The organism is Anabaena sp. TISTR 8404, from assembly GCF_056847745.1.
The window spans coordinates 7,038,504-7,052,172 of sequence record NZ_CP180578.1 but is presented as its reverse complement, the minus strand read 5'-3'; the positions used below and the strand labels follow the sequence as shown (position 1 = coordinate 7,052,172).

5 protein-coding genes are annotated in these 13,669 nt (G+C 38.3%); all 5 read right to left on the bottom strand.

The features are described from left to right. Positions 1-288 precede the first annotated feature (288 nt). Genes brxL through brxC form a run of 5 tightly spaced genes read right to left on the bottom strand, consistent with a single transcriptional unit; the run spans position 289 to position 13,579 of the window. On the bottom strand, positions 289-2,385 hold the full coding sequence (brxL, locus tag ACMX3D_RS30295; protein ID WP_482749445.1) for a protease Lon-related BREX system protein BrxL: 2,097 nt from the start codon (positions 2,383-2,385) through the stop codon (positions 289-291). After that, positions 2,376-4,883 carry a PglZ domain-containing protein gene (locus tag ACMX3D_RS30290; RefSeq protein WP_482749444.1) on the bottom strand — a complete coding sequence of 836 codons (2,508 nt, stop codon included), beginning with the start codon at positions 4,881-4,883 and terminating at the stop codon, positions 2,376-2,378. The genes brxL and ACMX3D_RS30290 overlap by 10 nt, the downstream gene beginning before the upstream one ends. Next, entirely contained in the window at positions 4,880-5,491 is a 612-nt protein-coding gene (locus ACMX3D_RS30285) for a hypothetical protein (protein ID WP_482749443.1), read from the bottom strand. The genes ACMX3D_RS30290 and ACMX3D_RS30285 overlap by 4 nt, the downstream gene beginning before the upstream one ends. Positions 5,492-5,495: 4 nt before the next feature. Next, the gene (gene pglX / locus ACMX3D_RS30280) at positions 5,496-9,926 is read right to left on the bottom strand and encodes a BREX-1 system adenine-specific DNA-methyltransferase PglX (protein WP_482749442.1); all 4,431 of its coding nucleotides are present in this window, start codon (positions 9,924-9,926) and stop codon (positions 5,496-5,498) included. Then, complete coding sequence (gene brxC, locus ACMX3D_RS30275) at positions 9,926-13,579, bottom strand: BREX system P-loop protein BrxC (RefSeq protein ID WP_482749441.1); 3,654 nt, start codon at positions 13,577-13,579, stop codon at positions 9,926-9,928. Before brxC ends, pglX begins: the two co-directional genes overlap by 1 nt. Positions 13,580-13,669: the final 90 nt, after the last annotated feature.

Genomic DNA, 13,669 nt, shown 5'->3' with positions numbered 1-13,669 from the left:
CCAAAACTAAGAAATATTTCAAATACTGACACCAATGCCTGAAAAAGCGTTATGATAACGTGTTAGTTTCAAGAGCGGATTTTAGGGCTGTTATAGCAAAAACAGTTACCGCATCAATCTCTTTCCCAGCCAAGCCCATCAGCTACAACCTGTGTAAAAGCTTCAAACAACATCGATAAGTCTGCAATCGGCATCTCAAATGTCGAAAAATCAATGCTGTCAAAAAAATGAATCTTTATCGTAGGTTTTGTCGTATAAAAGATAATGGTTCCTTATTTTGTGTTCATATCAGAAATCTGCTAGAGCTTTTAAGGCAGACTGTTCCGGCCCACTATAAAAATCAATTTGCAACTTATCAATAATTTCTGCGGGAAGTTCGGCAAAGTCCCTCCGGTTTTCTGTGGGGAACATTACCCGTTTTGCGCCTGCATCCATAGCGATACGGAGTTTGTCTCCTAGTCCTTCGACGCGACTAAGGACACCATGAATACTCATTTGTCCTAAAATTACTAATCCCGCAGCTATGGGACGATTTAAAATAGCTGAAATTAAACCTATATAAAATGCTACACCTAAATCATTAGCATCTCTGCCTTGCATTAGGCTCATAACTTGAATGTTTAGTTCGTATGAGGTGATATCTCGGTCTATTCCAACTCGTTTGGCATTAGCTTTTAAATAATCATAAGCCATTCGCGCACTTTCTTTTATACCTTTGCCAGTTGTACCCACGAGGTTGAAGCGACTACCACCAGGGATAGCAGAAATTTGGATTCTATATAAAGAGTAACGGCTTTCATTAGGGTCAAAGCCAACGGTAAATAAATCACCGGGAGATAAGGGACTATCAGGAATGAGTTGTGAAGAACTTAGTTCTTTACAAGTAACAAAGGTTTCTTGTCCAGTTTTTTTGTCAATGTAGGATAAGTTGACTTTAGAGTATTCAATCCCACCCATACGCTTAAGTTGCTCTTTGACGCGACGGCGTAGTTCAATGGCAAAAGTGAGATATTCTTCCATCTCTGTGTAAGTACAATTGCCATCGGGATGAATCAACTTGATTAAACCGGAGGTAGTTCTGACAATCGCTCTGCGATCTCTTTCTTCTACATGGCTACCTAAACTGAAAAAGCGGTCATAGGTATCGGTATAATTACGTTTTCTCAGTTCACTGTGAAAGATTTCCGCGATGTAATCAGCGATAAATCCTAAATGGGCAGTGAAGTAATCTGGCTGCATTTTCGGCATTTCCCAACCAGGAAGATAGGCGTGCCAACGGTCATGGAAAGCCATATCATTACGGATGGATTCTGGTAAAGCATTAAACAGGTGAGAAATCCGGGCTGTGGTTTCTACATCACCATCTAAATTGCCATTGAAGACTATTCCTGCTTCTGCTGACAGAGTTCCTTTATCATCTCCCCGCGAAAATGAACCCTGTTCCATGTAGCCTTTATACATTTGTTTGTTGCTTTCTACTTTGAAGTTAGAACCTGCAACTTCATCAAAAGCTACCATATCAAATCTCAATACTAACCCCGGTTTATCACGGCGATTTTTCCAGCCAAATAAATCGGGTACGCTACCCTGTCCACCGGAAAGTAGGACAACGTAGGGGGAAATTTCTCGATAGACGTAAGATTTACCTGTACCCCTTGGCCCCAACTCAATTAAGTTATAGTTGGTTTCTACCATTGGCACAAGCCGCAGTAAAAATAGTAATTTACGGCGATGTGTCAAGTCCGGGTGGGTGGGTTCATAACCCATTGAACGCAATAGTACGTCTATCCATTGATCACGGGTGAAGTGAGATCGCCCTTCTACATATTCTTCAAAGTTCGCACTAGCAATTTGGATCGGGGCTAGGCGATGGATGACAAAGGGACGAATTAAACCTTCACTGAAGAGAGTATCATCATAAACTAATTCGATATTTGCCCAGACTCCCCCTGTTAAGAGTCTTTCATGTTTGTGAACAATATCTTCGTTGATATGAACTCTATCTAATCCACAGGCCGCTAGACGCGCCCAAAATTTACCGCCTTGGACTTTTTCATCAAAGGTGACGGTAACTAAATCAATTAATTTCAAGGAACCTAAACGCTGAAGACGAGCTTTGATTAATTCTGTTTCATCAGGGCGGACTATACGTTCTGTAATGGCAGTTTTTACCTGTTCTAGTCCGGCTTGGATTTCTGTGTCATTGGTAGTTGAGCAATATTTACCCAATAAATATTCCAGTACATATACGGGAATATTAAACCCAACTTTGAGTTTTTTAACTAAATCCTTACGCACGACACGCCCAGGAAAGGCGATCACTAATTTTCTATCGAGTTCGTCTAGGCTCGACTCCTCTATCATGTTGCTTTCTGTTAGAACCACTCGTCAAGTTCCACTTTCAAGGTTACTTTACTACTATCTAGGATGTCTTCATCATCAGCGTCAATCACCCTAATATCGAGTTTTTCATCAACCTGGGCGTTTGCTCCCTCTATTTTGTCTAATTCTAGCGTTTGGGAAGTTCCACCTGGTTCTAAACGGACTTGGGTTTTGGATCTAAATAGCAGTTTACCAGTGCTGGGATGAAAAACTTTCACTAAAACTTGGCGACTGGTTAAGGTTTCATCTAGGCTACCAGTTAGGGAAAGTTGGCCACCAGCAGGTTCGACTTCTATACGCTGATTTAAGGATGTAATATGAACAACTGGCTTGAGGACAACATCTATTTTCCGGGTTTTATTCGGCCAGTATGCTGTCAAAACGGGGATAATTAATTCTTGCAAAGTTGCGCCCCCGTGGAAAAATCCCAGTCTTCCGTAGGTTTTAAAAGCATTAACGCTTCTAGGAACGTAGCACTCTAAATTACTAGCGGTAACGGATAGTTTTAAAGCCGAGGGATGTTGTAAAGATTCTCCGGCGATCGCTCGGCGGGATTTCCATAATGTTGTACCGTCTGGTTTGGCTAGGTCTTTTTCATCAGGGTCAGGTTCCCAGTGGAAAAAGCCGTGATCTGTTACCATGCAGATGCTATTGTATCCCCCAGAACGCAGCCGTCGAATTAAGTTAGCGTACCTTTCTACAGTGGGGTTAAGTCCAAAAGGTTGGAGAACTTCATCATGATCATCAAAGTCATCGCCAAAGATAAAGACTAATTTGCCTAAGTTTTTACTATTGATACTCTCTGGAGTATCAGTATTTAACACCTCTTCAACTGTTAACAGGCTTTTATCCTTGAGTTTATAGGTTTTCTTCAGCCATTCCCGGCGTTGTTCAGATGTGGATAAGTCTCCTGTAAAATTTGTAGCAGTGACTTGCCAAGAACTACTAGATTTTTCTGATATCTCTACTTTGAGTTGTTCACTAATACCAGGGAGACAAAAGGGCATACCCAAGGCGGTAATTGAAGGGATGGGTGCTTGGGCTGGGGATATGTGGGCGCGGGTGGTCGGTTCACCTTGGTTAATGAGTTCTACTAGACGACATCCTAAGTCATAGCGACAAGCATCTAAGATGAGAACCGCTACAGGTTCTTTTGTACTGGCTTTATTCACAGTATCAGTGATCGCATCTCCAGCAAAAGGTAAGTTTAGGGATGCTAGGGATGAGTGAGATAATAATTCACAGAACGTAACATTAATGCGGTTGAGGTGTTCTTGGTAGGCTTTGCGGAGTTGATAGCGTACACCTGCTAATTCTTGGGGAAGTTTATGATCTTCTTGGAATAAAGCCTCACCTGCTTGGTCTACTAGCCAACCGGAAGTAGTAAACCAGTTCACCGCATCTGTAGGAGTTTGCCAAGTTCTTTCCGCCTGACGTTGTTGATATAACAAATTGGCAATATGACCGAGTTTAACTAATTGTTCCCAAGAAACAGATGATTTAGCCTGTTTTCCCCAAAAAGCCGCAGCATGGTTTTGATAAATATTTAAATTATTTTGTAAATGTTTGGCTAAAGGTTCAAAGCTATCAATAGCAGATAGTCTAGATACTTCTCCTTGAAATAGGGTTGTTTCTGCTGCGGGTGAAGCGAGGGGAAGGGGGATAGAGGTTAAATTTTGCGCCCAAGTTTGTAAATTGGTTTGTTTATCAGCTTTAATGGCTAATTCTTCAAAATAGTCGATGAGGTCTATTTGTTTTTGCCAACGGGATAGGAGATTAAGCGAGAGATTTCTAGCTACTTCATTGGTAATAATTCTTTCATCTACAGGTGGATGATTAGCACAATTAGCAGCAGCTTCGGTGAGAAGGAGGGAAGCCACTGCTTGTATCCGCCATTTTTCTGGGTAATCTGCTTCTGGGGTAGGTAAACCAAAATCTTCGATAATGCGGCGTTTAAATATCGGGAATCGGTTATCAGCTATGAGAGAATCAAAGCTTAAACCAGGGGTGGCTAAGAGTTCTAAAACCCGTTCATCATTAACAAGTGTACCTTTAGCGTTACCAGGGGTGAGTTCTTGCCAATGGCTTTTGGGATAGTCTAACCATTCTTTGGCATGGGCAGCAAGGATGGGTTTAAGTTCGGTTAGGGTTGCTGAGGGAATATCTAAGCCATATTGGGCTAAGGCTTCTGGTAAGGTGAGTTCTTTGACAGCTTCCGCTTGCAGGGCAAATACTTGGAAGTAAGAAATATCCTCACGGCTAACGGGTAGCCAAATGACACGAGGTTGGCGAGGTGTGTTGTAAAATTTGGTTCTTAAAATTAATTCGTGGGTATCATCTGCCCAAAGTTCAAAGGTATGTTCAGCCGCAGCTTGGAGTAATTCTTTCCAGACACGCTGAGGATCACACCACACTAAAAAAGGTGGTTGGCTACTTTTGTGGTTGAGGACTGGTACTATTTCCTGGCGTAACCAGTTACGGAGGCTGTCAGATTGATTCATGACGCTTTATTTTTTAGTTCTTCACCTATAACAACAATCTTTTCTTCTAGTTCTTCGTATGTTTTTACACCTATCACATAGAGAACTTTTGCTGCAAGAATTATATTCATTGGTGGAGTAATTCCAGCATCTAATAGAACAGCAATTGATTGTTGTGCCTGATTCGTTGGAGTAGACCACTCATTATAATGACGAAAATTATTAGCTGTTGCCCATATAAGTCTTGATAGTTTTGCTTCTCTAATATTTTCACCTACATTGAGGCGTTCTTCTTGTTTATTGATTTCTAGTTGAACTCCAAGAGATTGTATCCAGTTATTAAGTACAAGAAATAATGATGCGGCATAGATATCCCTTGAATAAATTTTTACTTGATTTAGTCGCGTCCATTTTTGCCAGTTGTACATAATTTTCATGTCATCCCAATCTGTATCCCATAATGGTGGGCCTGGATAGATATCATTAAAAGGGTCAGTTCCGCTTGCCATTTCTGAGAAAAAATCAGCCGAATTATCAGAAGCTATTGAATTAGTAAATAGTGTACCTAAAGCCTCTCTTTGAAGAAATAATTCGTCTAAAAAGCTTTTTAGTATGTTTTCTTTACTCATATATTTATCTCCACCAACCGAGTTGGGGTAATTTACCTTCACGACACCAACGGCGTTCATCTGCACGCCATTCGCATCTATCACTGATGGCTTTGTCTACGTCTTTCTTAGCTATTACCTCACTAGCTAAAAGTCCGGCTTTTTGTAATGGTGCAATGTTGACTCTAACCCCATCATTTAAGTCGGGTACATAAGCACTTTCTTGGGTGATAAATTCTGCGATGCTTTGGGGTGGCTGTCGTTTTCCGTCAACGCTAGAAATGGCATCATAAAGCCGTTGGGATGCTAACCAAGATTCCCATATAGAAACTTCTGAACATTCATAATCTTCGATTTGTTGGCGAATGTTCTTACCTGTTGTTGTGAATTGTTCTATCTCAGCTTTCAATCCTTTTATTTCTTTTTTCAAGGTTGCTTGTCTGAGTTTAATTTCATCTATGCGTTTATTTTGGGAATTTGTACCCAAGGTATCCCATTCTTGTTGAAGTTTTTTATTTTCTTCTTGGTATTCTTTGATTTTTTCTTTTCGGTGAACTAGCAAAGCTTGATTAAATTCTATCCACCATTTATCACAAGCACGAGATAATGTTTGTTTAAACATTAATTCTGGATTTTTGCAGATTTTTTGGGCTAAGTCTGCGGCGGTGGGATCTGTGGTAAATTCTTTTGTGTCGGGGATTTTTTCACCAACGGAGTTACAAAAATACTCAAGCTGGGTAAATGCTGTTTCTATCCAGTTGGGGAAGTTGGGATGAAGTTGGATTTCTGCTGCGGTTTGTTTCCAAATGGTTAATTTTGGTTTTAGAGTTTCCTCTAATTTTCGCAACCATTGGGCTTTTAAACAAAGGGTAGCGTCTACAATTGCTAATTGGCGAAGTCTGGTTTTTAATGTATGATTATCTTCTGCACAAAAGCCGTTTATAGCTACTTCCTTCAATTTTTGGTCAAAGGCTTTGAGTTCTTCTATGCTATTTTGTAGTTGTAATATTCGCGCTACTTGGTCTGAGGTGCGTTCTTCTGTGATGATTTTTTCTAAAGTATTTAATTCCACTTCATAGCGACTACGCAAGGGGCGAATATATTGAGTACGCAGTTTAGGTAATAAGTCGCCGTCAAGTTGATGATAATAAACTAAGCAAGAAAATGCAGGTAGTTGGGTTTGTTGGATTTTAGCACCTTTTCCTGTTCCACGCAGTGTAGGTATAGATTCTATTTGCCAAGCTATGGGACATTTTTTAAATTGGGATATATGGCGTTTGTAGAATGTACCTGTTAGCCATTTTTCTAAACTTATACCAACTATTTCTGCAAATTCTCTTTCAATACCTGTGACACTACCGCCTGCAAATTCGATGATTATTCTGTCGCGTATTCTCTCAATGAGGAGAGTTTCGTTTGTACCGATGGTTAGGGGAATAATACCATTTTTATCTGTCCATTCTGGAACATCTTCACCTGCTTCTATTTGTTTTGGCCAGCGATGTCCTAAAAGTCTTAAAATTATATAAGTGAATAAATCCTCATAAAAATTTATTTGTAAATGTTTCTTAACTTCATGGCTGTTTTCAATTAATATTTTTTCAAAATTAGTCTCATAAGGTAATTGGAAAGTAATACTTGTTTCTGAAATTTCAAATAAATTTAAAACAAGTTTATATATCTCGTTTCTTAAATTAATGAATTCTTGTTCTTTTTCAAGAACTGCCTGAAAATGCAAAACTTCTTGAAATGAATATTCTAGTAAATTTGAACTCGTTAGCTCTCTTTTGGTATTTAATAAAACTTCTGCTTTTTGAATAATTAATGATATTAAAGTTTTATTATTAACTGGAATTGGAACTGATAAAACATTAGATGATTGTAAATTAATGGAATCATTTAATGCTTTAATAATATAACTACCTATAGGAGAATTAAGAATTGCTATAACCAATAAAAGATTCTCATGCGTTCCTACTAATGCTGCACCTCCCACATCATAGGTACACAAAGATGGTGTAATTCTGCCACAAAACTGCCTTCCCATACTATTATATGTTAAAGCTTCTCTACAGGTAAAATCGGAATCAGTAACCCGGCAATCAGGGTTTGTTCTATAATAATTAATATAAAAATTGTTCCATTTTATAATATTAATATTATTGCCATAATATGTTGTGTAATCTCCTCCTTTTTGATAAATTAGCCAGTTATAATCATTCCCTATAGGGGATTGTGTTTCCCAGATGTAACGTACAAATCTTTCATTGTCACCTGTTTTTGTTCTGTTAGCAAGAGTACATAAATCAGCTACCCTTGTTCCTTCAAATAAATGAATAAATTCAGAAGGTATCCAATAAGCTATAACCGAATCTGGTAAATTAATAAATTCAGATTGTTGGTTAAAGTAAATTCCTATTTGTTGTGCGTTTTCAATATTAAATTGATCTGATTCGATAGAGTGATTATTATCTATACCATTATTAATGCTTTGAATAGTATTTAATAAAAGTCTAGCTTGTTCTTCTGCTAAACTAGGAAAAGGAATACGGATAGCACAATTAGTATTCTTAGGTTTATTAAGTTTAGAAAATATAAACATAATCGCGTTTCCTGGGGGATCTGCCTCTGAAAAAGCGTGTCTACCAAGTTGTATAATTAGAGAAAGATTGGTATTTTTAAGAATTAAGCAACGAAGTTCTAGAAAAGATGATAAGAATAGCCATGAATGTAATGTAATCATGGCAGCATAACCAGTATCACATAGAAAATCCTTGCAGCGCAAAATAAAAGCTGAATATAAATCTTCGTTTCCTGAAGGATATTGTTCTAAAAGATATTTCTTAATCATCTCCCCCATATTTTTAGAACCCATATAAGGGGGATTTGCTGCTACAATATCATAATGCTTTGCAAATAAATCAAATAAGGCTAAACCCTTCCCTGCTGACTGACTAAAAAAGGCTTGAGATGAATCCGCCGCTTCCGCTTCTGCGTTAAAATGATTTCTCAAGTTACTAATAACATTTTCTTGCCATATTTCATAATCTATTTGTGTAGAGGATGTTAGTTTTCCATTGGCTTCAATAAGAGGAGTCGAACTTAGTTTATATTTGAGTTCCTTTTCTACAGGTTCTTCAATTTGTAATAAAGAACCCAATTGATGTACATTCTCCAACCCTTCAAAGATTATTTCTAAAGCTGGTCTAAGTTCTTTATCTGTTGGGTAAAGTTCTAAGAAGTTTTCTAAATGCTTCTTCCCTTTTGGTAAACGAATATTAGTGGCAATTAAATGATCACGAAATTCATTTATATAACTCGGATCTAAATTTGGGGCTTTTTCCTTCGCTTTCATCCATAGCGCCGCCGTCGCAATTTGTACCGCCCGTTCATCAATATCAATTCCATATAAATTATGATTGAGAATAGCTGCACAAATATCTTCCGGTTCTGTTAATCTTCCCTCAGCTTCATACATGAGATAAAATAAATCAAAAGCCTCTAATAAAAAATGTCCAGAACCTACAGCTGGATCAAGAAATTTCACTTCTAAAATTGATTTATATTCAACTTCTCCCCTATCAGCATCCTTTACATAATATGGCCAATCATCACATAAATTTGACTGAGGATTCATCCCCATCCATAAAGCACCTAAAGAATTTTGCACCAAGAACTTCACCATGTAAGGCTCGGTGTACAATTGGGTAGCGGGAACAATATCAGCCCCTTCAATTTTCGCGCCTTTTTTAGTGCGGACTTTCTCAAAAACTCGGTCTTTTTCTTCCGTATTCCAATACTGATAAGCCCAGCCCAAAGCATCCGCAGCTTCAAAAACCTCATCTGTGGCTTGCTGGTTTCCCACATTTTCCCGTCCTGACAGCAAAGCAATACATCTTTTCAACGCAGATATAGAAGGTCTAAGGGCGACTGCTGGGGCTTTAGGATTAAATAATTGGGGTAACTCTTGGCTTCTTTCCGCAAATTCTGCACTCAAAACCGCAAACAGTCCATCATCTTCACCTGTACACAGTTCCGGTTGACGACGCGCTAAACGGCTATGTACCAGGGAACGGTCACCATAAGCTTCTTTTTGTAAGATAACTTCGTCAATAATTCCCCGTGCTTCCATACAACGCAGGCTAAAGAGACGGTTAGCCCAAGTATAAGCACTTTCCCGCACAAATTCCGCTACTGCTTCCTCACGGGTAATACCTGCTTCATCCCGAAAAGCAATATAAGCATCAATGACTTGACGGGCGATTTTATCCTCATCTGATAAATATGATAACTCTGCCAGGGGTTTGGGAGAGCGATCCCGCCAAATGCCAATTTCATTTAACCTGCGTTCTAAATCCCCTGGTTGAAATTTCCCCTGCGAATCATAAGTACCCTCTAGTATATGGCGGAGTTCTAATGAGAGCGATCGCAAAATTTTCTTTAAACTAGCTTCCATTAGCCTAACTCCACCTCATTACCGTTTTCTAGTGCCTGCTTAATTTCTCTATCCAACTGTTCCCGAATCTGATGCCATTGCTCTAGGTTTTGGATGCGAGTTTTTTGAGCGATCGCACTGACGCGAATGTGCTTCACTGATGAATTGACTTTATAACCATTATCATCTTGATTTTCTCCTACTACTGGAGGATGACGACGGCTTTCTTCTTGCTGAATGGCTGCGTCTAACTCTCGAATTAATTTTCGCGCTTGTTCTGGTAATCCTGCAATGTGGGAAGGTAATGTAATTCCATCCAAGGCAGCCACAAATTGATTTAAGTCTTTTACCAGCGACTCTTGTAGTTCCTCAGTAGGTAAACCATGTTCAGTTAATTTTTGTGGTAATTCCTCTATTGTGGTGACAGCTAAATTCCGCGCTTCCTCTCGCCAATCATTGATAATTTTCTGTAAATTCAAGTTAGCAGTTTGCTGAGAATTTTGTAAATCTTGCCAAACTTGTTTATCTGTAAATGCGGCTTGAGTTTTGGCTGTTTTCCAATCCTTTAAGAAAGTAGTACAATCACTATTTTGAGGCAGACGATATTCAATAACATCGACAGTAGAGGCGAAATCACGCATTTCTGTAAATGCTTTATCCCATTTTTGAACAAACTGACAAACACTACGAATCCCTTCTACATAACCTTGTAATTGTTGACTACAGCCATGAATTTTATTGACTCGGTGCATGGGATTAGTTAGGGAAACAATTTTATTAAATACCTCTTTACCTTCAATGAAAGTATTAGGTAAGGGTAAATTTGCAGGTGTCGCCCATAATTCTGCTTTTTCTGCTTTTTCTAATAGTTCATTCCCAAACTTCTCCATTGCCTCAGAAATAGCAGAGGGAGTTTCATCTATTTTACGATTTCCTGTTAATTTAATGAGAGTTTGGCGAACTTCACTTAAAACATCTAAATCAGGTTCAGTTTCTTCTAAAACTAATTCAACTTTATCAAATTCTCGACTTACCCTTAAAGCTGACTGTAATTCTGCATCAACTGGATTAGTATAAGGTTTTTTATTAATTAATACCTTTAACACAGATGCTCTCACCAAAGCAGCTACACCAACTCGAATTACGCCTGCATCCCAACCATAGGGAGGCTGAACAAATTCATTCAATAAATCTTTACCTAATGTCCGTTCGCGTCTACTTTGTCGAGTTGACAAAAATATCCGGATAGCATCTAGAAGAGGACATTGTAAATCCAATTGTCCAGATTTATCAAACAGCTTTAATTCTTGTACCTCGGTGGATAAAGTTTTTTCACCATTGAGAACGCTTAATATTGCTTTTTGTTCATTAGTAATTTTGACAGGTACTTTCTCATATTTGGGGTAAAGGGTGGGGAAGAAAGTCGCAATTTCTCCACGTACAGCCTCACCTGATGTTTGTCCTGCTTTGACCGTAATAGTACGTGCTGAACCTCGGAAGATGACAGCAGCTTGCTTGAGTCCTTTTTGAATTTCCGCTTTTAGACTGCGATGTAATTTATTTAAATCGTTTGATTCTCGTTCACTAGCCAGTTTCCGCGCTTCATCCGATTGATGAGGATCTCCTTTCCATCGGTCTATTACCCGTTGCATGGCAAGGTAATATTTTAATTGTTGATCAAATCCTGGGATGCGATCGCACAAAACAAAGATGGTCTTTTGTTCACTTTGGTCTAAACTGGTATTCTCTAACTCTGATAACTTATTGTTTATGGCTGCTAAAGGTGAAAACACCTTCACCTCAACAAATCCATCCTTAGTCACCAAGTTATCATCTAAGTAAATTTTAGTTTGAAACTCTACCCCCTTAAACGGAATATTGCTAAATCCCAAAACATCGGAACTAGCAAACTTAGTCATTCCTGCTTCTAAATCTTGCCATCTTAAAATTGCTACCTCTTCAGTAACTTCCTGTTCAAAGGTGCGCTTTTCACCCGTAAGAAATTCATAATTATCACCAATTTTTGCGACTATTGTCGCTTTAATTAATTTGTCTAACTCCGGTTTAATTTTGTTAATTATACTTGTCAAATCATCGGTAGTGTGTTCCACCAATAACCGCGCTAAATTATCTATTGTTTTGGGAATGTACTTAATTTGCCCAATCAAATACAAAACTTCAACAACGCGCTGAGTTAATAAAGTTGCACCAGGAACAACTTGCGTTATTGCCTTAATTTCGTCTCGGTGGTCTGGATTAACTTCGTTCTTAGCTAAATTATTGTAAACTTCGTCAAGGGAAACGATTTCACCAACATGACCATTAAGATAATCTCTTCTAGCGTTACCTGCTAAAATCTCTTGAACAATACCTAATAAAGTCCGAGTTGAACCAGATAACTGTTCTGCCCTACCCCCAGCACTTCGCAGGCTTTTCACTATTTCGGGAATTAAATGAATTTGATAAGGTAAGAACGGATAAAAGGTAGTAAATTTGTCTTCGCTACATTCTGGTAATCTTTGGTTCGTTTTTTGTAATTCCCCTAAATCCCGCAACACTCCAGAATTATCATTATAAGCAGATTTAACTTCCGTTGTTCCCGCTAATGTCTTCTTAAAAATTCGGTCTTCCAGTACCAACCCAATATTTTCTGTAGTTAAACTAAACTTAAAGCGAAATCGCCCTTCAACCCTTTTCATATCTGCTTTCAGGGCGCGAGCATTATCATATACTGCTCCCATATCTTCATGGGTAGTAACAATAGTCCAAATTTTTCCCTGTCCTTTAGAAGCAGCTTCTTCTACAAACGCTTGCAGCAGTGACAACCGCCCTGCATCATCTTCTATCCATTGTCCAGATTCATCTAATACTAATAAAAGACGGCAGGGTTTACCTAGAGATTTTTCTTGAGTTTCTAAATCATCCAATAAAATACGAACTAAAAACTGGGCATTATATAAATCACCCTGTTCAGAACTATTTAATGCTTGTTCTACTTCTTGTGGAGAGGAAAAAAATTCTGGTGCTACTTCACACGCTGCTTGATATAGATATCTAGAATAAAAACTAAGGTTTTTTTGTATGTCTCCCCAAGGCTTCTTTGCTAGTCGCTCAATCGTGTTATGTAGCTGGGCTAATTTACCCTGTTTATCTAGTTCAGCTTCAATTACACGAGCATAAACTAAATTATTGCTATAACCTTTACTTAGGTAATATTGAGATAAAAGTAATTTAACGAGTGGTGTGCTTTTATCATCAGCTAAACCATTAATATTAAATGCCAAAACTGATGTATGACAATTATTTAACCTACTCAAACTACGAATAATAGAATCACGATGTGTTGAGTCTATAGAAATACGATTTTCAAATCGTTTTGCCGCAGTAATACCGTCAAGTGTGCGATTTTCAATTAAAAGAGCAGCAATTTTTGCTAAATGTGACTTACCAGAACCAAAATACCCAGATATCCAAACTCCAATTTCTGTAGTGGACAAGCGAAGTGTATCAGTGTAATGTTCAAGCAAATCATCCAGATATTTTTCAATAGTCGGGGTAACAACGTAATTTTGAATCTCTGCCGCTAATTTTGTTTCGTCTTGTATTTCTCCAACCTTGATAACGGGTTCTATTCTTTCTTCTATTTTAGTTTTAAATATTTCTTTAATCTGCATACAATTACTGACCACCCTGGCTTATATAAAAACCCTAAATCATTTGTGATAAAATGTTTTACTTTTTGTCTCTTACGTGCCTCTACTAAT

Coding starts and splice junctions, on each gene's coding strand:
- ACMX3D_RS30290 (WP_482749444.1), bottom strand. CDS start 4,883: ATGAATCAATCTGACAGCCTCCGTAACTGGTTACGCCAGGAAATAGTA.
- ACMX3D_RS30285 (WP_482749443.1), bottom strand. CDS start 5,491: ATGAGTAAAGAAAACATACTAAAAAGCTTTTTAGACGAATTATTTCTT.
- pglX (WP_482749442.1), bottom strand. CDS start 9,926: ATGGAAGCTAGTTTAAAGAAAATTTTGCGATCGCTCTCATTAGAACTC.
- brxC (WP_482749441.1), bottom strand. CDS start 13,579: ATGCAGATTAAAGAAATATTTAAAACTAAAATAGAAGAAAGAATAGAA.